Here is a 24,776-nt window from a genome sequence, read left to right on the forward strand (position 1 = left end):
GTCAGACGATCGTCAGGGTGACGACGCTGCCCTTGGGGGCCTTGGTGCCGGCGGCGGGGTCCTGGAGGCGGACGGTGCCGAAGTACCCGCCGAGGGCGCGGCGCACGTCGACCTTGAACCCTGCGGCCTCGAGGGTCGCGCGGGCCTGCTGGACCTGCTGGCCGACGACGTTGGGGACGGTGACCAGGACCGGTCCCTTGGACACGACGAGGGTCACCGTGTCGCCGCGGTACAGGGTGCCGCCGCGCGGGTCCTGGCTGATGACCGAGCCCTTGGGCACGGTGTCGCTGTTCGCCTGCTTCGTGGCGTCCACCTCGAGCCCGAGGTCCGTGAGCTTCTCGGTGGCGGGCTTGGCCGCCTTGCCGGTGAAGTCGGGGACGGAGACGGGCTGGCGGCCCTTGCTGATCGTCAGGGCGACCGCGGTGCCGCGCTTGAGGCTGGCGCCCGGCCCGGGCTTGGCCGCGACGACCTGGCCCTCGGGGACCTTGTCGGAGAAGGCCTGGGTCACCTTGCCGACGGAGAGGTTGGCCCCGGTGATCTGGCGCTCGGCCTCGGCCTGCGACATCCCGACGACCTTCGGCACGAGGTAGCGCTCGGGCCCCTTGGAGACGACGAGCCGCACGTCGGTGCCCTTGCGGACCTCGGCCCCGGGCGCGGGGTCCGCGGAGATGACCTGGCCCTTGGGCACGCTCTCGCTGAAGCCCTCGACGACCCGGGCGTCGAGGGAGGCGGCCTCGAGGGCCTGGACGGCTTGCGCCTGCGGGCGCGCCTCGACCGAGGGGACCCGGACGACGGCACCGGGCCCGAGGAGGAAGAACCACGCGGTGAGCGCCGCGACGAGCGCCGACGCGGCGATGGCGGGCCACCAGCGACGGGAGCGGCGGTCCTCGTCGACGACGACGCCCTCGAGCGGGGGGCCGAGGGTCAGGGCCGTGGTGCGCTCGTCACCGGTGCCGCGGGGCTCGTCGGACGGACCCTCGCGGGTCGCCAGGGCCGAACCGCGGCCGGCACCGCCGTCGCGACCACCCGACGCGCCACCGGTAGCACCAGAGGCACCGGCAGCTGCGGCGACACCGGCACCCGCGGCGCCGGCCGACGCAGCCCCGTGGTGGGTCAGCGGCGCGGTGGCGGTCGGCATCGAGGCCGCGGCCTCGGCGGCCACCCCGGCGGGGCGGGCGTCGAGGGCGGCGGGTGACAGGCCGGACCGGACCCGCCGGAGCAGGCCGAGCAGCTCGGCCGCGTCCGCGGGCCGGTCGTCGGGGTCGCGGGAGGTGGCCTCGTCGACGAGCTCGTCGAGGGCGGCGGGGATGCCCTCGACCCGGCTCGAGGGCGCGGGCACGCCCCCGTGGACGTGCTGGTAGGCGACGTGGATCGGGGTCTCGCCGGTGAACGCCTTGCCACCGGTGAGCATCTCGAACAGGACCAGCCCCGCGGCGTAGACGTCGGACCGGGCGTCGGCCACCCCGCGCTCGACCTGCTCGGGGGAGAGGTAGGCCACCGTGCCGAGCAGCATCCCGGTGCTCGTCGTCACGGTCTGGCTCGTCACGGCGCGGGCGAGGCCGAAGTCGGCGACCTTGACCGCACCGGTGTCGCTGATGATGACGTTCTCGGGCTTGACGTCGCGGTGGATCAGGCCCTTGCCGTGCGCCTCGGCGAGCGCGAGGAGGACCGGTTCGAGGACGTCGAGGGCGGCCCGTGGGCTCAGCGGACCCTCGTCCTTGAGGACGTCACGCAGGGTCTTGCCGGGGACGAACTCCATCGCGAGGAAGATGTGGTCGCCATCGGTGCCCTGGTCGAACACCGCCACGACGTTGGGGTGCGACAGCGACGCGGCCGAGCGGGCCTCGCGGCGGAACCGGGAGACGAAGCTCTCGTCGTGGACGAGGCTGTGCCGCATGACCTTGAGGGCGACCTCGCGGTCGAGCCGCTCGTCGAGCGCCAGGTAGACGGTCGCCATCCCGCCGTCGGCGACCCGACGGAGGACGCGGTAGCGTCCGTCGAGGGTGCGCCCGATCAACGAGTCGGCGGTGGATGACACCGCACGAGTGTAGGTGCTCCCGGACACCGGCGACGTCACCGCTCGCCGCCGTCACATGCTGCTGCGCAGCCGCAGGACGTTCTTCACGTACAGCCTGGTGTCGCTGTACATCCCGTTCCGCTGGAGTGCGCCGAGGCCCTGGTAGTAGGCCGCGACCTGGTGCTCCGTCTTCCCTGTGGCGCGCCCGAGGGCGCGCAGCATCACCACGCCGGCGGTGATGTTGTCCTGGGTGTTGAGCAGGTTCAGGCGGCGTCCGACGAGGTCGGAGGCCCACTGGCCGCCGGACGGGATCACCTGCATGACGCCGACGGCGTTGGCCACCGACACCGCGCGCTGGTTCCAGCCCGACTCCTGGTAGGCGATGGCGAGGGCCAGCCGCGGGTCGACGCCGTGGCTGCGGGCGGTGCGCACGATCATCGCCTTGGTCTCGCTGCGGCTGGGGACCTTCCGCTTGGCGAGGATGGCCCGGTTGCGCGCCGCGGCCTCGGCGATCTCGCGGGGGTACCTCACGCCGTTGAACGTGTCGGGCACCGAGGTCGCGGACCTCGAGGCGCTCGCCGGGAGCCGCAGCCGCTGGCCCGGGTGGATGAGGGAGCGGGCCGAGATGCCGCTGGCCCTGGCGATCGCCCCGACCGTCGTGCGGTGGCGAACCGCGATGGCGCTCAGGGTGTCGCCGTCGCGCACCGTGTAGGTGCCCGACTTGCCCGAGGACGAGGCGCCGGCGCGGGCCGAGGCCGCGGCGGCCGCCGCGCCGCGCACCGTGACCTTCTGGCCGGGGTGGATGAGGGTGCTGGCCCGGAGGTGGTTGGCCTTGAGGACCGACGCCAGGGGCACCTTGTAGCGCGCGGCGATGCCGATGAGGGTGTCGCCGGAGCGGACGGTGTGGACGACCGTGGAGGGCCGCGCGGTCTTCGCGGCCGCTGCGGTGCGGGGCACCTGCAGGCGGGTCCCGGCCATGATGAGGTGCCGGTCGCGGACGTGGTTCTTCGTCACGAGGAGGCCGACCGTCGTGCGGTGGCGGGCGGCGATGCCCTCGAGGGTGTCGCCCGCCCGGACGACGTAGGTGGTCCAGCCGTGGGGGGCGGGTTTCGACGTCGCGACCGCGGCGGCGGGCAGCACGGCGAGCGGCGGTGGGGTGGCCGGGGTGGCGATGAAGACCATGACGCGTCCTTGCCTGTGGCGGAGGTGACAAGTGGTGCAGGAGTGACCTTTGGGGCACAGGGTACCCGAGGGGCGCCTCCGACGCCCGTTCTCCGCCGGGGTCCGCGCAGGTCGGACGCCCGCGGACCCGCCCGTGAACGCCCTCCGGACCGGCGCGTGGGCGACCGCGACGACCCGGGAAGGGCACCGGCGGCGCTGTGGCACGCTGTCACCGTGACCGACGCACCCCCGGACCCCACCGACCCCGCGAGCGACCTCGAGACCCTCGTCCCGGTCTGGCTCACCGTCCCGGACGTCGCCGAGCGCCTCGGCCTGCGGCTCGCCGACGTGCGCCGCCTCGTCGAGGACCGCGAGCTGCTCTCCCACCGGGTCGGTGAGCGCCGGGTCGTCGCGGTGCCCGAGGGATTCCTCGGCGACGACGGACCGCTCCACGCGCTCAAGGGCACCTTCACCGTCCTCGCCGACGGGGGGATGAGCGACGAGGAGGTCATCCGCTGGCTGCACACGCCCGACGAGACCCTCCCCGTGCCCGGCACCCCCCTCGACGCCATCCGTGCCGGCTTCAAGACCGAGGTCCGCAAGCGCGCGATGGAGGAGGCCTTCTAGGACCGGCCGCCTGTCACCGACACCAGCCGCAGGTCGTAGGTGAACGTGATCGACCGTGTTCTGTCGAAGGTTCCATCACTGGTGGCCTGGCTGAAGGTCGAGGTCCCCACGAGGTGGGCCGGATCGGGGTCGGTGTCAGTGAACGTGTCGACCAGGATGTCGTCGTCCGGCCAGCCCAGACCGGCCTGCGGCCATCCGATCAGACTGAAACCGCCAGGGTGGGTCGCCCATGGTTCGAAGGTGCTGCCGTCGCACCAGGTCGACGTCACGCCTCCTGCGGCGGTGCCGGACTCGCCCTCCCGTGGTCGGGGGTCCATCCCGTCGACGTAGGCGTACCAGCCGGATGTGGGATCGCCGAACATGACGATGCCGGAGCTGCGCTCGGCGCCGGAGAAGGTGACGTCGGCGTCGTAGCGCGACGGGCACGCTCCCGACGTGTACGCACGGTCCTCGTGCCCGGTGCCCGTGACGGTCGTCGCGTAGCGCCCCCGCCCCTGCTCGCCCACGCGTTCGACGAGGTGTCTGAGCGTGTAGGTGATGTTCTGGGTCGCCTCAGCCGTCTCGCCGCCGCCGATGCGCGTCTCGGCCCAGCGGGCGTCGACATCGATCGACCCGCTCCAGCGCTGGCCGCCACACCCGTCGGAGCGATAGAGCTCGCGCGGCCCCACCACGAGCTCCGCCGTCGCGAAGGACCAGCCGTACCCCCACTTCTCCGCGACCGCGGAGAGAGAGATCCGCATCGATGCCTCGAGGAGGACGCAGGTGAGCCCGCTGTTCGGTGCGTACGTGAGGTCCACCTGCGGTCCCAGTCCGCCCTTGACGCCCACGACGCCGAACAGCTTCGCCGACAGGGACCCGGTGAGGCCCGCAGAGATGGTTGCGGTGGAGGACCCCTCGTCGGTCGCCTGCCCGGTCAGGTCGGCCTGGTTGAGGTCCGTGAGGTCCCCGTCGTCGTACTCGAAGCCGACCCGGACGGGTATCGAGACGGTCGTCGTCATCGAGACCTCGTTCGTGACCGACGCCGACAGCTCGACCGCCCAGCCGAACTCGACCGGTCCGAGCCATCCCAGAAGCCCGTCAGCCAAGGTGACGGTGCAGGTGAACCCGCCGCTGACGGCCAGGGTCCAGGCGAGCCTGACCTCCCCTCGGAGGTCGAGGCGGGCACTGGCCTGCCGGAGGGAGAAGTCGGCGCTTCCCCTCATCCCCTCGAAGGACACGGAAGGGGCGGCGACGCCCTCGCCGCCGGCGGAGCACAGAGGTTCCACGGCTGCATCCAGCACGCGGCCGTCGGTTCCGGCTCCAAGGGTGCCGCTCACGTCGCGAGCGGCTTGGGACGTGTGGATCTCCAGGTCGGTGAAGAGGTCCTGAAGCGGCGCCTCCTCGAACGTCGCCGAGACCGACCCGTCGGGAAAGACCGAGCGTGCGGTCACCCGGCCAGACGCGCCGGGCCCGGACACTGGTCCGCCGCTTCGCACGAAATGGCCGCCGACGGCCGGAGCGTCGGAGGATGCCGCGAAGACGACGGTTCCGCCCGATGACCCGTCCTCTGTCAGGGAGACCAGGTCGCCGGGTCCGTGCATCGTCGTGCCGGGAGTGAGCGCGAAGGACGTCTGAGCGTCGGTGCCGGTCGGGAACCATCCGACGACATCTGCGGCGAGATGCACGTCGCCGGCGCTGTTGTAGAGCGAGATGGCACCACCGGTGCCCACCTTCACGACCACGAGGTTGGGCGCGATCTGTCCCGGCCGCAGGTTGAGCATCGATGCGGTCGGTCGGGGCTGTCCGTTCGGCCAGGCCGTGACCCACGTCGCGGTCGTGGGGGTGATCCCCGTCAGGTTGAGGACGACTGCGCCCACCCCCGTCGCGGGCACGCCCCCGCGGCCCGCGACCGTCAGTGCGAGCGTCGAGCGGGGGCCCATCGGTGCCTTCGGCGATCCCAGGCCGGACCTGGTGTCCAGCACCCGAGCCGGCGTCAGCGGCTGGTAGGCCGATGTCGTCGGGAACCACCCCACGACGTCAGCGAGGAGGTGCACTGCTCCTGCTCTGTTGAAGAGGGAGAACCTCCCGTCCGTGCCGAGCTTGACGATCGCGAGGTTCGGGCGGACCTCCCCCTTGACCAGGTTGAGGTTCGACGCCAGTGGAACGGGTTGACCGGAGGGGAAGGCCGTCACATAGGTCGTCGCCGTCGGTGACACACCCGTCAGGTTGACGACGACGGCCGCGACGCCGGTCGCCGGAACGCCTCCACGGCCGGTCGCCTGCACGGGCACGGTCTTCCCTGCTCCCACCTGGGCCGTGGGCGCGCCGATACCCTTGCGGGTGTCGAGGATGCGTGCCGGCACCAGCGGCTGGAAGCTCGATGACTCCGGGAACCACCCCACCACATCGGCCAGGAGGTGGACCGTTCCGGAACTGTTGTACAGATCCACGGCGCCGCCTCGGCCCACCTTCGCGAACACGAGGTTTGGTGAGGTCTCGCCGCGCACGAGGTTGAGGGACGACGCGACCGGCCGTACGGCACCGTGTGGCCACACCGTCACGTACGTCGTGGACGTCGCGCTCACAGCGGTGACGTTGAGGACGACGGCACCCACACCGGCGGCGGGGACGCCGCCCCGACCGACGACGTCGAGCGAGATCGTTCCACCGTGACCCACAGGGCCCGTCGGCGCCCCGAGTCCCGAACGGGTGTCGAGCAGTCGGCTCGGGACAAGCGGTTGGAGGTCGCCGCCGCCGTACGACACGAGTGGCTCTGCGCTCGCCTGAGGCGCCGCGGTCGAGACACCGGCGCGGCCGGACGTCGGAGAGATCGGATCCGCATGGACGACCTGAGCGGTACCACCGAGAGTCAGGGCTGAGATCGCGACCAGCGCGATGGTGATGCGACGACGCATGACGCCCCTATCCACCACGGGCCACCCCCTGGTAGCCGCTGCCCGGAATGTAGACCTGCGCAGGTCAGAGCGTCAGCCGAACGCGGAAAGCCGCGTCAGGCGTTGCGGGCGGTCGAGGTCTCGACCAGCCCGAGGAGGACGTCGCGCGCCTCCTCGTCGACCGCGGGCGCCGACCGGAGCGCCTCGCGCGCGGAGTCGGCGAGCCGGGCGATCTCGTCCTCGATGACGGCGACGGCGCCGGAGCCGGTGATCACCTCGCGGAGGTCCTCGACCTCGCCGTCGCCGAGGTCGGGGCGACCGACGAGCCCGTCGAGGCGCGCACGTCCCGCCGCGTCGGTCCCCGCGAGCGCGTGGGCGAGGAGGACGGTGCGCTTGCCCTCGCGCAGGTCGTCGCCGGCCGGCTTGCCGGTCTCGGCGGGGTCGCCGAAGACGCCGAGGAGGTCGTCACGCAGCTGGAAGGCGCGACCGACGTCGAGGCCGTAGCGGGAGAGCGCGGCGGTCGAGGCCTCGTCGAGACCGCCGGTCGCCGCCCCGATGAGGAGGGGGTGCTCGACCGTGTACTTGGCGCTCTTGTACCGGATGACGTGGCCCGCACGGTCGACGCGCTCGGTGTCGGCGAGGCCCTCCCACGGACGCATCGACTCGACGACGTCGAGGAACTGGCCGGCCATGAGCTGGCTGCGCATCCGGTCGAAGACCGGGCGGCCGCGGGCGACGTCCTCGGCGGGTAGCCCACACGTCGCGTAGACCTCGTCGGTCCAGGTGAGGCACAGGTTGCCCGCGAGGACGGCGCCGGCGAGGCCGAAGCGGTCGGCGTCCCCGGACCAGCCGCGCCCGGTGTGGGCCGAGGCGAGGGCCCGGTGCGCGGCGGGGCGGCCCCGGCGGGTGTCGGAGTCGTCCATGACGTCGTCGTGGATGAGGGCCGCGGCCTGGAACAGCTCCATGGCGCTGGCGAGGCGCACGAGGGCGCCGGAGTCGGGACGACCGGCCGCGCGGTGCCCCCAGTAGAGGAAGGCCGCCCGCAACCGCTTCCCGCCCCGCAGGAGGTCGGCGACGGCGCGGACGAGGTCGTCGACGTCGGGGCCGAGCTCGGCGAGCACCGTGGACTGGTGGGCCAGCTCGTGGTCGAGGCACTCCTGCACCCGGCGCCGCAGGTCGGCGGTGTCGAGCGGGTTCGGCACGGGGGTCCTCCTCGGCCGCGGGGCACGGCGCACAGCGGTCGGATGCTGGTGCCACGAGCCTACGGCGTCGGCGCTCGCGTACCCTCACCGCCATGGCCCACCACGGAGGAGGGGGACGTCCCGAGCACCTCGTGGCGTCCATCCCGGGGCGCCTGCGCGAGGCGCGTCCCTCGATCAGCTTCGAGTTCTTCCCGCCGAAGGACGACGACGCCGAGGCCCAGCTGTGGACCGCCATCCGCCAGCTCGAGCGGGTCCGGCCCGCGTTCGTCTCGGTGACCTACGGGGCCGGGGGGACGACCCAGGACCGCACGGTGCGGGTCACCGGCCGGATCGCCGACGAGACCTCGCTGACCCCGCTCGCCCACCTCACCTGCGTGGGTGCCTCGGTGCGCCAGGTGCGGCAGGTCGTGGGCCAGTACGCGTCCTCCGGGGTGCGCAACATCCTCGCCCTGCGCGGCGACCCGCCGGGCAACGTGCGCGGGCAGTGGACCGCGCACCCCGAGGGGCTCGACCACGCCGACCAGCTCGTCGCCCTCATCTCCGGCCTCGGCGACTTCACGATCGGCGTCGCGGCGTTCCCGGACGTGCACCCGGACAGCCCCGACCTCGACCACGACGTCGAGGTCCTCGTCCGCAAGGCCGACGCGGGCGCGAGCTTCGCCATCACCCAGATGGTCTTCGACGCCGACTCCTACCTGCGGCTGCGCGACCGCGTCGCCGCGCGCCGCGACCTGCCGATCACCCCCGGCCTCATGCCCGTGACCAACGTCCGCCAGATCCAGCGGATGTCCGAGCTCATGGGCACCCCGCTGCCGGCGGCCGTCGTCGGGCGGCTCGAGGAGGTCAAGGACGACCCCGTCGCGGTCCGGGCGGTCGGGGTGCAGATCGCGACCGAGCTCGGGCGCCGGATGCTCGACGAGGGCGCCCCCGGCATCCACTTCATCACGATGAACCGGTCGACGGCGACGCTCGAGGTCTTCGACAACCTCGGCCTCTGAGCGCCGGCGCCTCCCGGCCCCTACCGACCGGCGTCCGTGCGCAGCAGCCGCAGCCCGCCGAGCACCATCGCCCCCGCGGCCCAGACGGCGACGATGGTGCGCGCCCTCGTCTCCGTCATCCCCTCGGGCCCCTCCCCGAAGACGAGGAAGATGACGCCGCTGCCGGGCACGTGGGCGGCGACCTGCTGGGCGAGCTCGAGGGGCATGTTGCCGAAGAGCAGCGGGATGACGAGGACGAGCGCGATGACGCTGACCAGGCAGCCCGCCGCACTGCGGGTCAGCAGGCCCAGCCCCACGGCGAGGAGCAGTCCGGTGACGAAGACGGTCGACAGGCTCCCGACGACCGACACCGCACCGTCGAGCGGCAGCCCGAAGGACGGGACGAACCGCCACACGACGACGCTCGCGAGGGTGGCGAGGAGTAGGCCGTAGAGCGTCAGCGTCGCCGTGACGACGACCGTGCGGGCCGTCAGGAGGACCCCACGGCGCGGGGTCCACTGGAGCGAGGGGACGATGCCCCCGGTCGTGTGGTCGCCGGTCGTCGTGACGACGGCGGTGGCGAGCAGCCCGAAGAGGATGAACAGCCCGGCGAGCTGCCCTCCCGTCCAGGCGCCGTCAGGGGGGATCTCGCCGCCCGGGGGGTCGTCGGCGGTGTCGATGCCGAGGATCAGCCCGATGCCGACGCCGGCGGCCGCGGTGGCGAGTGAGAACCACCAGGTCGAGCGCACCGACCACAGCCGGCCCCACTCCGCCCGTGCCGTGCGCACCAAGGCCGTGCCGGCCCCGACCTGGGGGGCCGGGCCCGCCCGGTGCGCCGAGGGAGTGGTCGCGGTCGTCATCTCCGGGTTCCTTCCGCCGCGGCGCCCACCGGTTCCGGGGCCCGCCCGTGGTGCTCGACGCTCGTCTCGGTGAGGTCGAGGTAGGCCTGCTCGAGCGACTGCTCCACCTCGGCGAGGTGGTGCAGGGTCGCGCCGACCTCGCGGGCGGCGGCCCCGACCTCGGCCGCGGGGAGCCCGCCGACCTCGAGCTCGTCGGGGGCGGTCCGCTCGACCGCCACGGCGCGGCTCTCGAGCGCGTCGGCGAGCCGTGCGGCCTCCGGGGTGCGCACGCGTACCCGCCGCCCACCCAGCCCGCGGAGCACCTCGCCGACCGTGGCGTCGGCGATGAGCCGGCCCTGGCCGATGATGACGACGCGGTCGGCGATGAGCTGCATCTCGCTCATGAGGTGGCTCGAGACGAGCACCGTGCGGCCCTCGTCGGCGAACCCGCGGAACAGGGAGCGGATCCACCGCACGCCGTCGAGGTCGAGGCCGTTGACGGGCTCGTCGAACAGGAGGATGCCGGGGTCGCCGAGGAGGGCCGCGGCGATGCCGAGGCGCTGCCTCATCCCGAGGGAGTACGTCCTGATCCGGCGACGGTCGGCGCCGGCGAGGCCGACCTGCTCGATGACCTCCTCGACCCGGGAGGGCGGGATCCCGTTGCTGCGGGCGCCGATCCGCAGGTGTGCGCGCCCCGTGCGGCCGGGGTGCATCGCGCCGGCGTCGAGGAGGGCGCCGACCTCGCGCAGCGGTGCGGTGAGGCCGGTGTAGGACCGGCCGCCGACGAGGGCGCTGCCCCGCGTCGGGCGGTCCAGGCCCATGACGACGCGCATCGTCGTCGACTTGCCGGCGCCGTTGGGGCCGAGGAAACCGGTGACGGCGCCGGGCCGGGCGTCGAAGGTGAGGTCGTCGACGGCACGGGTGCGGCCGTGCTCCTTGGTCAGTGCGCGGACGCTGATCACGGGTCCCCTCCAGGGCAGCGGGTGGTGCGGGTTCCCGGACGCTACAAGCGGGCGCGAGGGCGGCTGGTGGCGAGGATGTGGAGATCGTGTGCAGGTCGTGGGCGTGGTACCGCGCCGGTCTCGGGCACGGGCCCCCCTCAGCGCCCACTCCCGCGACCGGCGCGGCCCCCCGAGCCTCCCGGAGTCGGTGGGGGTGCCACATCCGTACGCGTACCCAGATGTGCGCGAGGCGGCGGCGGTTCCGTATCAGGGCCCGCGCGGGTGGTTCTTCTGAGGTGACACCCGTCCCGGGTGCCGTCCGTCACCGAAGGAGAACCGCCATGCACGCCGACCTCAACCCCCAGCCGTTGCCGCCCCGGGCGACGAGGGTCTACGCCTCGCACGAGGTGCTCTACGACCTCGACAAGTTCCAGAGCGCGCTGAAGAGCATCCTCGACCGCGCCGGCCACAACAACTGCACCTCCGGGCTCCAGCTCGACTGGATCCAGTTCGAGCAGTTCTACATCGACGACAAGCTCGACGCCCGTCCCGTCCTCGACCAGCGCTCGATCGGGTTCGGCGGTTGAGATGACGACACCGCCGCCCCGTGTCGAGCCCGGCGTCGGGCTCATCGTCACCGGGGGCGTCGACCTCCTCTGGCCCGACGTCGAGGACCTCGTCGACGTGCTGGAGGTCGAGCCCCAGACGTTGTGGGACGGCAACGACGGCGACGGCCGCCGGATCGCGCGCGACGCGCTCCGGTGGCTGCGCGCCACCGGACGGCCGCTGCTCAGCCACGGCGTCGGGTACCCCGTGGGTGGCACGAGCGCCCCGGACCCCGAGGGCGTGGCGGCAGCGGCCCGTTCCGCGCGAGAGGTGGAGGCCGTGCACTGGAGCGAGCACCTGTCGTTCAACCGGGTCGGGTCCGACGGCGACACCCGGTTCGCCGGGTACCTCCTGCCCCCCGTGCCCACGCCCGAGTCGGCCCACGCGGCGATCGGCCACGTCGGCCGCTACCAGGACCGGCTCGACCGGCCCTTCCTCGTCGAGACGCCGACGAGCTACGTGCGGGCCACCCCGGGCGACCTCACCGACGGCGAGTACGTCGCCACGATCGCCGAGGGCGCCGACTGCGGCATCCTCCTCGACCTCCACAACGTCTGGGCCAACGAGCTCAACGGGCGCCAGTCCGTCGCCGACTTCCTCGATGCCATCCCGCTGGAGCGGGTCCGCGAGGTGCACGTCGCCGGCGGCGACTCGCTCGGCGAGGTCTACCTCGACTCGCACGTGGGGCCGGTGGCGCCCGAGGTGCTCGACCTCGCCCGGCGCGTCCTCCCGCGGCTGCCGAACGTGCGGGCGGTGCTCTTCGAGGCCGTCGCGCACTCCGTCGCGACGATGGGCGCGGCAGGGCTGCGCGGCGTCCTCACCGACCTCCACGAGGTCGTCGACGGGGCCCGCGCCGACGGGGCCCGCGCCGACGGCGCTCCCGGCGACGGCGCTCCCGGCGACCGTGCCGTCGCGCCCGGTCCACGGGCCCGGGCGACCCGGGTCGCCCTCCGACCCGACGACGGGCGCACCGCCGCACGCGAGGCCGCCCTCCTCGACTACACGACGCGGGCGACCGCTCGGCTCTCCGGTGGGGACGACCCCGGCGCCGACGTGCTGCGCCACCTCACCGACCAGGCCCGCCTCTCCCTCCTCGTGGGGACGCACCGGCGCGAGCTCGCGACGCTCCTCACCCGCCTCGGCCCGCAGGGCGCCCGTGCGGCCCTCGCCGGCTTCCTCGCGTGGGCTCCGGCGAGCGCGTGGCGCGGCGAGCAGGGCGCGGCGTTCGACGCCTGGTGGGCCGGGCTCGACCTCGAGGACGTGGCCGCGGGTTGACCGGCAGGGTCAGGCGACGTCCATCGGGTGGCCGCCGGTGATCCGGATCAGCTCGTCGTAGTGGGTCGCGAAGACCGAGTGGCTGTGCCCGGCCGCGGCCCAGACGGTGGTGTAGCGGCCGAGGGTGACGTCGACGACGGTGTCGATGTGCTGCGGATGGCCGACGGGGGCGACCCCGCCGATCGCGAAGCCGGTGTGCGTGCGCACGAAGTCGGCGTCGGCCTGCTCGAGGCTCGCCAGGCCCGCGAGGTCGGCGACCTTGTCGGTGTCGACGCGGTGCCCGCCCGAGGCGAGGACGAGGAAGGGTCGGGTCGACCCGTCGTGGTCGGTGGCGACGAAGACGAGGCTGTTGGCGATCTCGGCCGGGGTGATGCCGAGGGCGTCGGCGGCCGCGCGGGCCGTGCGGACGGCGTCGGACAGGTGCCGGATCTCGGGGTTGACGTGCCACGGCGCGAGGGCCGCGAGGACGGCCTGCACCCCGGGGTGACCACTGAGGTCGCGGGCGGCGACCGGCTGACCCGGCTCCAGGCTCATGCCCGAAGCGTAGTGACGCCTCGACTTCCCCGCCTGATCCGGCAAGGTCGAGGGTCGCACGGGAAGCGTTCCGGTGCGACCCTCGAGGTTCCCGTGCGATGCCGTCGGGGGCCCGGTCGTGGCGCTGCGACCATGGGGGAGTGATCGGGGACCGCTGGGGCGTCGAGGACGCCGAGGTCGCGGCGCGCTACGGGTGCGACGACCTCGTGCCGATGCCGGTGCTCGCCGCGTGGCGGGGCGTGTCGGTCGCGGCACCGGCCGAGGTGGTGTGGCGCTGGGTCGGCCAGGTCCGGGTGGCGCCCTACTCGTACGACTGGGTCGACAACCGCGGGCACCGTTCTCCCCGAACGGATCTCGCTCTCGATCCGCCGGTGGTCGGCGAGCCGTTCACCCGCAGCGGAGGACGCCCGCTCGGCCGCGTCCTGGCCGTCGACCCCGGGTGCGAGCTCACCGCGACGGTCATGGGCGCGGTGCTGTCGTACCGCGTGACGCCGGTGGGGGAGCGGGAGACGCGGCTCGTCCTCAAGGTCGTCATGGCGAGGGGGCGCCTGCTCGCGCCGTTCGTCTCGGTGGGCGACCTCGTCATGGCCCGCCGTCAGCTGCTGACCTTCAAGGAGCTCGCCGAAGGTTCGACACCCGCCGCCGGTTGACGGGGTGGGCCGGCACCCACGGCAGGCCGACAGGCGATGCGCGTCGCGAGTCGACGCTTCGAGCCCGCGCTCAGCACGGACTGCACGTCGACGACCGGGCATGTCCTGTCGGTGGGCCGCGTCGGCAGTGTCCCGGAGCCTCCCGACGCGGCCCGGGGAAGCCGGGGTGTCGGGGGCGGCGCCTACCGTGGCGGGGATGAGCCGGCGGTGGCGATCGAGGGCGATGGGAGGGTGGTTCGGCGTGTCGCCCCGGCGAGTCTCCCGAACGGCTTGACGCGGTGTCGGGGGAGCGGTCTACAGTGGAGGAAGTCGAACAGGTGTTCGACGAACGGCAGGTGGTTCGCCCCACCCGTCCGACCCAGACCAGCGGTCTCGTCGAGCCGCCGACCTCCACCACGGGGGCCGGCCGGCGATGCCGTGCTGCCCCGAAGGAGGTGGAGCCGTGGCCCGTCGCCACCACGACCCCGTCGTCGTCCGCGGGGTCCGCCCCCACCGTGCCACGGGTCCGGGCACCGATGACCGGCAGGTCGCCTGGGAGGGGTCCGGTTCCGCCGCGGCCGTCCTCGGCGGCCTCCACGGCCCCGACCTCCACGACCCAGAGGCCCGCGACCCCGACGCCCACGACCCCCACGACCTCGTCCCGCGCGACTTCGTGTGGCGCGGACGCCGCTACACCGTGTGCGCCGTCCTCGCCTCGTGGCAGGAGCGGCGGGCCTGGTGGCGCGAGGTCGGCGACGACCCCTCCGGCCCGCCCAGCCCGCAGCGCCGGGTCTGGCGGGTCGAGGCCCGCCCACCCGTCGGCGACGCGGGGGTCTTCGACCTCGGCCGCGACGACGACCACTGGCTCCTCCTGCGAGCCCACGACTGAGGAGAGACGGATCCCCATGAGCCACGCCAGCACCACCCTCGACCTCCTCGACCGCTCCCGCGAGGCGCTCGCCGCCGCCTGCTCCGCGCCGGCCGCCGCCACCCGTCACGCCGACGCCTCGCTCGCCGCGCTGCGCGCCGGGGCCGCCCTCGTCGCGGCCGGGCCCACCACCGGCTCCACCACGGGTCCCGGCCGTCGGGGGCCGCGCCTGCCCGGTGAGGGGCCGCACGACCTGTGGAGCCTCGTCGTCGGGGTCGCCCCCGAGCTCGTCGAGTGGGCCCAGCGGTTCGCCGCGGCCACCGAGCGGCAGGCTCTCGTCGAGTCCGGGACGCTGCGGGTCGGGGCGCGCGAGGCCGACGACCTCCTGCGCGACGCCGAGACCTTCCTCGACCTCGCCGCCCGCCGCCTCGGGGTGCCCAGCGCGTCGGGGCCGCACCGGCTCGTCCCCGTCCGCTCGGCCTGAGGGTGCGGGGAGCACGACTCGTGGACGGCTTCACCCACCTCCACGTCGCCTCGGGGTTCTCGATGCGCTACGGAGCCTCGATGCCGGGCGACCTCGTCGCCCGCGCCGCCGAGCTCGGCCAGCCCGCGCTCGCCCTCACCGACCGCGACGGCCTCTACGGCGCGGTCCGGTTCGCCACGGCCTGCCGGCAGGCCGGGGTCGCCCCGGTCCTCGGGGTCGACCTCGCCGTCGAGGCGCTCCGGCTCCCCGAGGGCGACCCGGTCCGCGCGAGCGCCCCGTCCCGCGCCCGCACCCCGGTGCGCGGCGGCGCCGCCGTCGACCCCCGCCGCCCGCGGGTCACCGTCCTCGCCCGAGGACGCCGCGGCGCCGCCGCGCCCGGCACCGGCTGGGCCGCCCTGTGCCGCCTCACCACGGCCACCCACCTGCGCGGCGAGCGCGGGGTCCCCGTGACCACCCCCGAGCTCCTCGCCGAGTGGGCCCACCCCACGAGCACCCACGGCCTCGGGGCCCCCGGCTCCGGCGAGGGCGTCGTGCCGGCCCGGACGACGCGGGGCGAGTCCGGCCCGAGCCGGCTGCTCGTCCTCCTCGGCCCCGACTCCGACGTCGGCCGCGCCCTCCTCGCCGGGCGCCCGACCCGCGCCCGGCACCTCCTCGAGGGATGGCGCGCCCTCCTCCCGCGCGACGGCCTCGCCGTCGAGGTCGTCCTCCACGGCGGGCCCGAGGGCACCCCGGGCTGCCGCTCGCACGCGGCGCACCTGCTCGGCCTCGCCGACACGGCCGGGGTCCCGGCGGTCCTCACGGCGGCGGCCCGGCACGCCGAGGCCGGCCAGGTCCGCACCGTCGACGTCCTCGACGCCGCCCGCCGCCTCGTCGTCCTCGACTCCCGCCACCTCGACCGCGTCACCGACGCCGGCCACCTCGCGAGCACCGCGACGATGCGCGCCGCCGCGCTCGAGGTCACCGCCGGCGACCGCGCCCGCGCCGACCGGCTCCTCGCGATGACGACCCTCGTCGCCGACGAGTGCACCCTCGACCACCGCCACGACCTCGGCATCGGCGCCGTCCACCTCCCCGAGGCCGCCGTCCTCGGCATCCCCGACGGCACCGACCCGATGCAGGTCCTCACCGAGCGCTGCCGCGCCGCCGTCCCCCAGAAGTACCCCGGCATCGGCGACAGCGAGCTGCGGGTCGTCGAACAGCGCCTCGACGACGAGCTCGAGGTCGTCCGGGCGCTCGGCTACCCCACGTACTTCCTCACCGTCGCCGAGGTCACCGACCTCATCCGCGCCCGCGGCGTGCGGGTGGCCGCCCGCGGCTCGGGCGCCGGCAGCCTCGTCAACCACCTCCTCGGCATCAGCGGCGTCGACCCGATCCGGCACCGCCTCCTCATGGAGCGGTTCTGCTCACCGCTGCGCGCCGAGCTCCCCGACATCGACGTCGACGTCGAGTCGGCCCGTCGCACCGAGATCTACGAGGCCGTCCTCGAGCGCTTCGGCGGCGACCGCGTCACGTGCGTGTCGATGATGGACACCTACAAGGTCCGCCACGCCGTCCGCGACGTCGGTGCCGCGCTCGGGATGCCCCCCGGCGAGGTCGACGAGATCGCGAAGGCGTTCCCGCACATCCGCGCCCGCGACGCCCGCCACGCCATCGCCGACCTCCCCGAGCTGCGCAGCCGCGGTCTCGACAGCCCGCGCCTGTCGACCTTCTTCGACCTCGTCGAGGCCCTCGACGGCCTGCCCCGCCACATCGCCCTCCACCCGTGCGGGGTCGTCCTGTCCAACGACGGCCTGCTCGACCGCACCCCGGTCGAGGCGAGCTGGCTCGGCTTCCCGATGACCCAGTTCGACAAGGACGACGTCGAGACGCTCGGGTTCCTCAAGCTCGACGTCCTCGGCATCCGGATGCAGTCGGCGATGGCGCACGCCGTCGCCGAGGTCGCGCGGGTGTCGGGGGAGCGGATCGACCTCGACGACGAGGCGCAGGTCCCCCACGACGACGAGGCCACCTACGAGCTGATCCGCACCACGCGCACCCTCGGGATGTTCCAGATCGAGAGCCCCGGCCAGCGCGAGCTCGTCGGCAAGCTCGGCCCGAGCGCCTTCGACGACCTCATCGTCGACATCTCCCTCTTCCGTCCCGGGCCGGTGAAGTCCGACATGATCACCCCGTTCCTCGAGAGCCGGCACGGCTGGCGCGAGCGCCGCTTCCTCCACCCGAGCCTCATCCCGGCGCTGGCCGAGACCGAGGGCGTCGTCGTCTTCCACGAGCAGGTGCTCCTCATCGTCGCCGAGACCACCGGTGTCACCCTCGCCCAGGCCGACGAGGTCCGGCGCAGCATGGGCACCCCGAAGGGCCAGGAGGAGGTCGAGGCGTGGTGGCGCCCCGCGGCGAAGGCCCGCGGGTACACCGCCGACGAGCGCGACCGCATCTGGGAGGTCCTGAGGTCCTTCGCGAGCTTCGGGTTCTGCAAGGCCCACGCCGCGGCCTTCGCCCTGCCGACCTTCCACTCCGCGTGGCTCAAGGCGCACCACCCGGCGGCCTTCCTCGCCGGGGTGCTCACCCACGACCCCGGGATGTACCCGAAGCGGCTCATCCTCGACGACGCCCGCACCTTCGGCATCCCCGTCCTCGGCCTCGACGTCAACGCCTCCGACGACACCTACCGGGTCGAGCGCGTCGACGACCCGCTCCCGGACGACCCGGACGTCCTCGAGGCCGATGCCGGTGCCCCCGCGTGGCGGCGCACCTCCCAGCCGTTCGGCATCCGCCTCTCGCTCGCCGACGTCAAGGGGATCAGCGAGGCCGAGGTCGCCCGGGTCGTGGCCGGGCAGCCCTACACCGACCTCGGCGACTTCTGGTCACGGGCGCGGGTCAGCCGCCCGGTCGTCGAGCGGCTCGTCCTTGCCGGCGCCTTCGACGCCCTCCACGGGACGGCCGGCGGGAGCCTGGGGCGGCGCGGCCGGGTCACCCGCCGCGACCTGCTGCTCCACGTCGCCGAGCTCGAGCGGTGGGAGCGGTCCGGGGGAGGGCCGCCGCGCACGAGCCGCCGGCGCGCCATCCCGGTCAGCAAGCCCCGCGACCTCGAAGACGCCGGCCTCGACGTCCGCGACCGCGCCGCCGCCCAGTCGCAGGCGGCCCGTGCCGTCGTCCCCGCCGACCGGCAGCCCACCCAGCTGACCCTCGACCTCGGCGACCGGCCCCGTCTCGTCGCGGGCGCCGGCCTGCCCGAGATGACCGGCCCCGAGCGGGTCCGCGCCGAGCTCGACGTCCTCGGCCTCGACGTCTCGGCCCACGTCGTCGAGTTCTACGAGCCGCTCCTGCGCGCCCTGGCGGTCACCCGCAGCCGCGACCTCGTCGGCTCCCGCAGCCGCCGCGAGGTGTGGGTCGCCGGGGTCAAGGTCGCGACCCAGACCCCGCCGGTCCGCTCGGGTCGCCGGGTCGTCTTCCTCACCCTGGACGACGGCACCGGGCCCTCCGACTGCACCTTCTTCGAGGACGTCCAGGGCCCCTACGCCGGGGTCGTCTTCCACTCGTGGCTGCTCCTCGTCCGCGGGGTGCTGCGCCGCACCGGCGACCGCGGCGTCTCCATCCGCGCCACCGGCGCCTGGGAGCTCGCGGCGCTGTGGGACGCCTGGCAGCTCGGCGGGCTGCCCTCCGTGCACGCGGCGATCGCGGCGGGGGAGTCCGAGGCCGTCGCGCGGGCCGAGGCCGCCGAGGCGGCGGCCCGGGCCGAGGACGAGCGCACCGGCCGCCGGGTCCTCGTCCACGCCTCGGGGTTCAGGCAGTCGCCGTACGCCGACATCAAGCCCGCCGGCTCCGACCTCCGGTCGGGTCGGGGCGCACCGCCCGGTCCGGTGCTCGACCACCCGGGTGGCACGCCGCGGCGCATCGGGGGGGTGCCGCCGGGCCAGGTCGTGCCCGCCGCGGCCTCCGCCCCCGCGCTGCCCTCGCGCAAGCTGTGGCACGCGAGCCCGGGCAGCTCCGGACACTAGGGTGGGCTCGACACCCCACCCGACCTCCCGAGGAGCCTCCCCGTGGCCGACGACCGTGGCCGACCCCGCCGGGCGGGCGCCCAGCCGGGGCTGCGCACCGTCGCCGTCCAGGGCGCCCTCGACGCCCTCGCCGAGCGCCGCCGGGGCGAGCTGGGGCGGCCGCTACGGGTCCTCGACGTCGGCGGCGGCACCGGCGGCACCGCCGTGCCCCTCGCCGTGGCCGGCCACGACGTCACCGTCGTCGACCCCAGCCCCGACGCACTCGCCTCGCTGCGCCGCCGTGCCGCCGAGACCGGGACGACCGAGCGCGTCCACCCGGTCCAGGGCGACACCGACACCGTGGCCCAGCCCGGACCCGACGGCGCCCGCCCCACCTACGACCTCGTCTGCCTCCACGGCACCCTCGAGGTCGTCGACGACCCCGACACCGCCGTCGCCAACCTCGCCGCCGTCCTCGCACCCGGCGGCACCCTCAGCCTCGTCGTCGCGCAGCGCCTCCCCGCGGCCCTGGCCCGCGCCCTCGCGGGCCAGTTCGCCCGCGCCCGCGCCATCCTCGAGCGGCCCGACGGGCGCTGGGGCGACGACGACCCGGCGCCGCGCCGGTTCGACGAGGCGGGCGTCCTGGACCTCCTGCGTGCCCACGGGCTCACCCCGGTCGACAGCCACGGCGTGCGGATCTTCAGCGACCTCGTCCCCTCGGCCCTCGTCGACTCCGAGGCCGACCGCACCGCCCTCCTCGAGCTCGAGGACGTCGCGAGCCGGCACCCCGACCACGCCGCGCTCCTCGGCGCCCTCGGCAGTGTCCGGCACGTCCTCGCCACCCGGGACTGACCCCGCGGGTCCGCACCGATGAGCCGTCGCCAGTTCGCCCTCCCCGAGCGGGCGTCGAGCGAGCCGCCCGACGACACCGGCTGCACCGTCCTGCACGTCGACATGGACGCCTTCTACGCCTCGGCGACCCTGCTGAGCCACCCCGAGCTCGTCGGCACCCCCGTCATCATCGGCGGCGGCAACCGCGGCGTCGTCCTCTCGGCCACCTACGAGGCGCGCCGGTTCGGGGTCGCGAGCGCGATGCCGATGCAGCGCGCCCGGCGGCTGTGCCCGCAGGCCACCGTCCTGCCCCCCGACCACGAGCTGTACGCGGCGATCTCCTCCGCGGTCATGGAGGTGTTCCGGTCGGTGACCCCCGTCGTCGAGCCGCTCTCGCTCGACGAGGCCTTCCTCGACGTCTCCGGGGCGGTCCGCCGCCTGGGCAGCCCCGCGACGATCGGGCAGCGCATCCGCGACACCGTCCACGACGAGCAGGGCATCACCTGCTCGGTCGGGGTGGCCCCCACGAAGTTCGTCGCCAAGCTCGCCTCGGGGCTGGCCAAGCCCGACGGGATGGTCGTCGTCCCGCGAGAGGAGGTCGTCCCGTTCGTCCAGCAGCTGCCCGTCGGGGCCCTGTGGGGGGTCGGCGACCGAACCGAGGAGGCCCTGCTGCGGCTCGGGCTGCACACCGTCGCCGACATCGCCCACACCCCGCTCGACACCCTCGTCCGCGGCCTCGGCGAGGCGACGGGACGGCACCTGCACGAGCTGTCGTGGGGTCGCGACCCCCGCTCGGTCGAGCGCGAGGTCCGCGAGAAGAGCGTGGGCAGCGACCAGACCTTCGAGGCCGACATCGACGACGCCGCCGAGATCCACCGCCGCCTCCTCGGCCTCAGCGAACGGACCGCGGCCCGCATGCGCGCGGCCGGCCTGACCGGCAAGACCGTCACCCTCAAGGTGAGGTTCAGCGACTTCACGACGATCACCCGGGCGAAGACCCTGCGCGAGCCCACCGACAGCGGCCGCGCCATCCATGCCGCGGCGGTGGCGCTCTACGACGCCCTCGGGCTCCAGCGCGCCCGCATCCGCCTCGTCGGTGTCCGGATGACGGGCCTCGTCGACGTGGCCGAGACGCCCATCCAGGGGGTCATCGGCGAGCCCGAGCACGGCTGGCGCGACGCGGACCGCGCCGTCGACCGGGCGCGCTCCCGGTTCGGTTCCGGGGCCGTGCGGCCCGCCAGTCTGGTCGAACGTGACACATCTGCTTCCGTGCGACGACGTGGGCACCTATCCTGAGGGTTCAGGGACAACATGGGCCGTTCCAAGGGCGGCCCGGGCCGACCACGGGAGGATCTCCGTGCCCCTCTCAGACCACGAGCAGAAGATGCTCGAGCAGATGGAGCAGGCGCTCGCTGCCGAGGACCCCAAGTTCGCCTCGCAGATGCAGGGCAGCTCACTGGCCTCGTTGCAGCGACGACGCTGGGTGCTCGGGGGCATCGGGGTGGTCGCCGGACTCGGTCTCGTCCTCGTCGGCATCAACACGACGATGTGGGTCGGCGCCATCGGGTTCGCCGTCATGGTCGCCTCCGCCGTCTTCGCCGCCACGCCCCCGCGCCGTGCCCGCCTCGGGGTCGTGCGGGCCGACGGCACGGCCGGACCCGCGCCCAAGGGCGCAGCCCGCCGCAAGGGCGGCCAGAAGTCGTTCATGGACAAGCTCGACGAGCGCTGGGAGCGTCGCCAGAACAACTGGTGAGAGGACCCCCGGACGTGCCACCGGCGGGGGTCAGTGGGCGACGACGCCCCCGACGTAGATCCCCGCGATGACGAGGGCGGCGAGCAGCTCGATGCCCACGCTCTGCGCCACGGCGACGATGGCATGCTTCGTGCGGGTCCACGCGACGCCGCGGTCACGGGTGCGAGCCGACTCGACGAGGAAGATCGCGCCGACGAAGAACAGCAGCGCACCGACGACCGGGATCGCGAAGAAGCCGACGACGGCGGCGACGACGGCGAGGAAGAGGGTCGAGGTCGGGACCCCGCGCTCCTTCATCCGTCGTCCGGGGACGAGGTACTGCAGGGCCCAGCCCGCAGCGGCCACGAGGACGCAGGCGGCGAACAGGCCCCACGCGAGGGGGGTCCCGGTGAGGGCGGCCCAGAGCAGGACCCCGCCGAGGACGAGGAGCAGGCCGGGCAGCACCGGGACGACGATGCCGAGCAGCCCGACGACGATGAGCAGCGGCGGGACGAAGAGCCTGACGTCGTCGAGGAGGCCGTCCACCCTCAGGCGGTGGTCTCGCCCACCGGAGTCGGCTCGAGGAGGCGCTCGCTCTCGTCGTGGATGTCGGCGACGCCGGCGAGGGCCGGGATGTGCTCACGGCCGTGGTGGGCGCAGAAGAGCAGCTCTCCACCGGCGTGGAGGCTGGCGCGCACGTACGCCTGGGCGCCGCAGCGGTCGCAGCGGTCGGCGGCGTTCAGGGTGGGTGCCAGTGCGGCGTTCACGTCGGCCTCCTCGGCTCGCTGGGGTCCTGCTGGTGGTTCGGAACGCCGGTCCGGGTGGATCGGCGAGCGTTGCAACAGTCAATCACGCCGGTGTGTTCCGGCTGCGCAGGGTGGTCGATGTGGCCCGCGTCATGTCGAGATCGTGACCTTTGGGCCGATCCCCGGGGGCCACGCGGGGGAGGCCGCGGAGCCGGTCGGCCGAGGCCCCGGTGAGCCTGCGGGAGCGTGTCGGGGGCGGCGACTACCCTGCCCTCGTGCCTGTGACCGCTGCGAAGAAGACCGCGACGAGCAAGTCCGCGTCCGAGTACACCGCCCACCACCTGCAGGTCCTCGAGGGCCTGGAGGCCGTGCGCAAGCGTCCCGGCATGTACATCGGCTCCACCGACTCCCGCGGCCTCATGCACTGCCTCTGGGAGATCATCGACAACTCCGTCGACGAGGCGCTGGGGGGCCATTGCGACCGGGTCGAGGTCACCCTCCACCGCGACGGGTCGGTCGAGGTCCACGACAACGGACGCGGGGTCCCGGTCGACATCGAGCCGCGCACGGGCCTCACCGGTGTCGAGCTCGTCTACACGCGCCTGCACGCGGGCGGGAAGTTCGGCGGCGGGTCCTACACCGCCTCCGGTGGCCTCCACGGCGTCGGTGCGTCGGTCGTCAACGCGCTGTCCTCGCGCCTCGACGTCGAGGTCGACCGGGGCGGGAAGACCTACGCGATGAGCTTCCGGCGCGGCGAGCCGGGCGTCTTCTCCGACGTCGCCGGTGCCAAGGGGACCAAGGACCCCGAGCACGCCTTCACGCCGTACGTCGACAAGAGCGACCTCGAGGTCATCGGGAGCGTGCGGCGCGGCGTCACCGGCACCCGGGTGCGCTACTGGGCCGACCGCCAGATCTTCCTCAAGGACGCCGCCTTCGACGTCGAGGGGCTGCTGGCCCGCGCGCGCCAGACCTCCTTCCTCGTGCCGGGCCTCACCATCGTCGTCCGCGACGCCCGCGGCGAGGAGGTGGTCGACGAGACCTTCCTCCACGACGGCGGCATCTCCGAGTTCACCGAGTTCCTCGCTCCCGACCCCGAGGTCACGGGCGTGTGGCGCCTCCAGGGCAGCGGCACCTTCACCGAGACGGTGCCGGTGCTCGACGGCAAGGGGCACATGACCCCCACAGAGGTCGAGCGCGAGTGCGGGGTCGACATCGCGGTGCGCTGGGGCACCGGCTACGAGACCAGGGTCCAGTCGTTCGTCAACATCATCGCCACGCCCAAGGGCGGCACCCACATGGCGGGGTTCGAGCAGGCCCTGCTCAAGGTCCTGCGAAAGCAGCTGGAGGTCAACGCCCGCCGCCTCAAGGTGGGCTCGGACAAGCTGGAGAAGGACGACGTCCTCGCCGGCCTCACGGCCGTGGTCACCGTGCGGCTCGCCGAGCCGCAGTTCGAGGGGCAGACCAAGGAGGTCCTCGGCACCGCCGCGGTGCGCGCGATCGTCGCCCGGGTCGTCGAGCAGGAGCTCACGGCGAGGCTGACGTCCGCGAAGCGCCCCGAGAAGCAGCACGCCGCGAGCCTGCTCGAGAAGGTCACGGCCGAGATGAAGTCGCGGATCAGCGCGCGGCTGCACAAGGAGACCCAGCGCCGCAAGACAGCGCTGGAGTCCTCGTCGCTTCCGGCCAAGCTCGCCGACTGCCGCAGCACCGACGTCGAGCGCACCGAGCTGTTCATCGTCGAGGGTGACAGCGCGCTCGGCACGGCCAAGCTGGCCCGCAGCAGCGACCACCAGGCACTGCTGCCGATCCGCGGCAAGATCCTCAACGTCCAGAAGGCCTCGGTCACCGACATGCTCGGCAACGCCGAGTGCGCCGCGATCATCCAGGTCATCGGGGCCGGGTCGGGCCGCACGTTCGACCTCGACGCCGCCCGCTACGGCAAGGTCATCATCATGACCGACGCCGACGTCGACGGCGCCCACATCCGCACGCTGCTGCTCACCCTGTTCTTCCGCTACATGCGCCCGCTCGTCGAGGCAGGCCGGGTCTACGCCGCCGTGCCGCCGCTGCACCGCATCGAGGTCGTCAACCCCGGCTCGAAGGCCAACGAGGTCATCTACACCTACTCCGAGGCCGAGATGCGCCGCACCATGGCGGCCCTGACCAAGCGCGGCAAGAAGACCAAGCCGCTCCAGCGCTACAAGGGCCTGGGCGAGATGGATGCCGACCAGCTCGCCGAGACGACGATGGACCCGCGCCACCGCACCCTGCGCAAGGTCACAGCGGCCGACCTCGACTCCGCCGCAGGCGTGTTCGAGCTGCTCATGGGTGGCGACGTCGGCCCACGCAAGGACTTCATCATCGACTCCGCCCACGCCCTCGACCGCGAGCGCATCGACGCCTGACCGCACCGCCACGCCGGGCTCTGTGGTTGCCGACCGGCCCGACCTCGGACACAGTGAG

21 protein-coding genes are annotated in these 24,776 nt (G+C 74.1%); 12 read left to right on the plus strand and 9 right to left on the minus strand.

Annotated features, from left to right (window positions below; genetic code table 11):
* Position 1: 1 nt before the first annotated feature.
* Together pknB and ACK8HX_RS03145 are read right to left on the minus strand one after the other, a co-directional pair.
* Positions 2 to 2,038 carry a Stk1 family PASTA domain-containing Ser/Thr kinase gene (gene pknB / locus ACK8HX_RS03140; protein WP_411939183.1) on the minus strand — a complete coding sequence of 679 codons (2,037 nt, stop codon included), beginning with the start codon at positions 2,036 to 2,038 and terminating at the stop codon, positions 2 to 4.
* A 51-nt stretch (positions 2,039 to 2,089) separates the two neighbouring features.
* Complete coding sequence (locus tag ACK8HX_RS03145) at positions 2,090 to 3,199, minus strand: LysM peptidoglycan-binding domain-containing protein (protein ID WP_411939184.1); 1,110 nt, start codon at positions 3,197 to 3,199, stop codon at positions 2,090 to 2,092.
* A 213-nt stretch (positions 3,200 to 3,412) separates the two neighbouring features.
* On the opposite strand from ACK8HX_RS03145, the gene ACK8HX_RS03150 reads away from it, so the two are divergent.
* The gene (locus ACK8HX_RS03150; RefSeq protein ID WP_411939185.1) at positions 3,413 to 3,805 is read left to right on the plus strand and encodes an Rv2175c family DNA-binding protein; all 393 of its coding nucleotides are present in this window, start codon (positions 3,413 to 3,415) and stop codon (positions 3,803 to 3,805) included.
* Here ACK8HX_RS03150 and ACK8HX_RS03155 read toward each other — a convergent pair.
* Positions 3,802 to 6,462, minus strand: a complete 2,661-nt coding sequence (locus ACK8HX_RS03155) for a hypothetical protein (protein ID WP_411939186.1) — start codon at positions 6,460 to 6,462, stop codon at positions 3,802 to 3,804. The two genes, ACK8HX_RS03150 and ACK8HX_RS03155, sit on opposite strands and share 4 nt — an antisense overlap.
* Positions 6,463 to 6,794: 332 nt before the next feature.
* Positions 6,795 to 7,880 carry a polyprenyl synthetase family protein gene (locus ACK8HX_RS03160; protein ID WP_411939187.1) on the minus strand — a complete coding sequence of 362 codons (1,086 nt, stop codon included), beginning with the start codon at positions 7,878 to 7,880 and terminating at the stop codon, positions 6,795 to 6,797.
* A gap of 92 nt (positions 7,881 to 7,972) precedes the next feature.
* Between ACK8HX_RS03160 and metF the strand changes: the two genes are divergently transcribed.
* Positions 7,973 to 8,878 carry a methylenetetrahydrofolate reductase [NAD(P)H] gene (gene metF / locus ACK8HX_RS03165; RefSeq protein WP_411939188.1) on the plus strand — a complete coding sequence of 302 codons (906 nt, stop codon included), beginning with the start codon at positions 7,973 to 7,975 and terminating at the stop codon, positions 8,876 to 8,878.
* Between the two features lie 20 nt (positions 8,879 to 8,898).
* Here metF and ACK8HX_RS03170 read toward each other — a convergent pair whose 3' ends face one another.
* Both ACK8HX_RS03170 and ACK8HX_RS03175 read right to left on the minus strand, forming a co-directional pair.
* Positions 8,899 to 9,717 carry a hypothetical protein gene (locus ACK8HX_RS03170; RefSeq protein ID WP_411939189.1) on the minus strand — a complete coding sequence of 273 codons (819 nt, stop codon included), beginning with the start codon at positions 9,715 to 9,717 and terminating at the stop codon, positions 8,899 to 8,901.
* Positions 9,714 to 10,658, minus strand: coding sequence for an ATP-binding cassette domain-containing protein (locus ACK8HX_RS03175; RefSeq protein ID WP_411939190.1), 945 nt, complete (start codon positions 10,656 to 10,658; stop codon positions 9,714 to 9,716). The genes ACK8HX_RS03170 and ACK8HX_RS03175 overlap by 4 nt, the downstream gene beginning before the upstream one ends.
* Before the next feature lie 320 nt (positions 10,659 to 10,978).
* On the opposite strand from ACK8HX_RS03175, the gene ACK8HX_RS03180 reads away from it, so the two are divergent.
* Together ACK8HX_RS03180 and ACK8HX_RS03185 are read left to right on the plus strand one after the other, a co-directional pair.
* Positions 10,979 to 11,224: a hypothetical protein gene (locus tag ACK8HX_RS03180; protein WP_411939191.1), complete on the plus strand. Its 246-nt coding sequence runs from the start codon at positions 10,979 to 10,981 to the stop codon at positions 11,222 to 11,224.
* A 1-nt stretch (position 11,225) separates the two neighbouring features.
* A complete protein-coding gene (locus ACK8HX_RS03185) occupies positions 11,226 to 12,518 on the plus strand; it encodes an MbnB/TglH/ChrH family RiPP precursor modification enzyme (protein WP_411939192.1) in 1,293 nt (430 codons plus the stop codon).
* 9 nt (positions 12,519 to 12,527) lie between these two features.
* On the opposite strand, the gene ACK8HX_RS03190 is transcribed toward ACK8HX_RS03185, so the two are convergent.
* A complete protein-coding gene (locus ACK8HX_RS03190) occupies positions 12,528 to 13,052 on the minus strand; it encodes a YbaK/EbsC family protein (protein WP_411939193.1) in 525 nt (174 codons plus the stop codon).
* 140 nt (positions 13,053 to 13,192) lie between these two features.
* On the opposite strand from ACK8HX_RS03190, the gene ACK8HX_RS03195 reads away from it, so the two are divergent.
* From ACK8HX_RS03195 to ACK8HX_RS03225, 7 genes are all read left to right on the plus strand, one after another.
* Positions 13,193 to 13,702 carry an SRPBCC family protein gene (locus tag ACK8HX_RS03195; RefSeq protein ID WP_411939194.1) on the plus strand — a complete coding sequence of 170 codons (510 nt, stop codon included), beginning with the start codon at positions 13,193 to 13,195 and terminating at the stop codon, positions 13,700 to 13,702.
* Between the two features lie 442 nt (positions 13,703 to 14,144).
* Complete coding sequence (locus ACK8HX_RS03200) at positions 14,145 to 14,570, plus strand: DUF6504 family protein (protein ID WP_411939195.1); 426 nt, start codon at positions 14,145 to 14,147, stop codon at positions 14,568 to 14,570.
* 16 nt (positions 14,571 to 14,586) lie between these two features.
* Positions 14,587 to 15,033, plus strand: a complete 447-nt coding sequence (locus tag ACK8HX_RS03205) for an SAV_6107 family HEPN domain-containing protein (RefSeq protein WP_411939196.1) — start codon at positions 14,587 to 14,589, stop codon at positions 15,031 to 15,033.
* 20 nt (positions 15,034 to 15,053) lie between these two features.
* Entirely contained in the window at positions 15,054 to 19,028 is a 3,975-nt protein-coding gene (locus ACK8HX_RS03210) for a DNA polymerase III subunit alpha (protein ID WP_411939197.1), read from the plus strand.
* Positions 19,029 to 19,070: 42 nt separating this feature from the next.
* On the plus strand, positions 19,071 to 19,859 hold the full coding sequence (locus tag ACK8HX_RS03215) for a class I SAM-dependent methyltransferase (protein ID WP_411939198.1): 789 nt from the start codon (positions 19,071 to 19,073) through the stop codon (positions 19,857 to 19,859).
* 18 nt (positions 19,860 to 19,877) lie between these two features.
* Positions 19,878 to 21,134 carry a DNA polymerase IV gene (dinB, locus tag ACK8HX_RS03220; protein WP_411939199.1) on the plus strand — a complete coding sequence of 419 codons (1,257 nt, stop codon included), beginning with the start codon at positions 19,878 to 19,880 and terminating at the stop codon, positions 21,132 to 21,134.
* 61 nt (positions 21,135 to 21,195) lie between these two features.
* Complete coding sequence (locus ACK8HX_RS03225) at positions 21,196 to 21,591, plus strand: DUF3040 domain-containing protein (RefSeq protein WP_411939200.1); 396 nt, start codon at positions 21,196 to 21,198, stop codon at positions 21,589 to 21,591.
* Between the two features lie 30 nt (positions 21,592 to 21,621).
* Here the strand turns inward: ACK8HX_RS03225 and ACK8HX_RS03230 are convergent, their stop codons facing one another.
* Positions 21,622 to 22,116 carry a DUF456 domain-containing protein gene (locus tag ACK8HX_RS03230; protein ID WP_411939201.1) on the minus strand — a complete coding sequence of 165 codons (495 nt, stop codon included), beginning with the start codon at positions 22,114 to 22,116 and terminating at the stop codon, positions 21,622 to 21,624.
* 2 nt (positions 22,117 to 22,118) lie between these two features.
* On the minus strand, positions 22,119 to 22,337 hold the full coding sequence (locus tag ACK8HX_RS03235) for a DUF7455 domain-containing protein (RefSeq protein WP_411939202.1): 219 nt from the start codon (positions 22,335 to 22,337) through the stop codon (positions 22,119 to 22,121).
* Between the two features lie 254 nt (positions 22,338 to 22,591).
* Here ACK8HX_RS03235 and ACK8HX_RS03240 point away from each other — a divergent pair, with 254 nt between their 5' ends.
* Positions 22,592 to 24,718 carry a DNA gyrase/topoisomerase IV subunit B gene (locus tag ACK8HX_RS03240; RefSeq protein ID WP_411939203.1) on the plus strand — a complete coding sequence of 709 codons (2,127 nt, stop codon included), beginning with the start codon at positions 22,592 to 22,594 and terminating at the stop codon, positions 24,716 to 24,718.
* The last annotated feature ends 58 nt before the right edge of the window (positions 24,719 to 24,776 follow it).

The organism is Oryzobacter faecalis, assembly GCF_046764005.1.
GTDB lineage: Bacteria > Actinomycetota > Actinomycetes > Actinomycetales > Dermatophilaceae > Oryzobacter > Oryzobacter faecalis.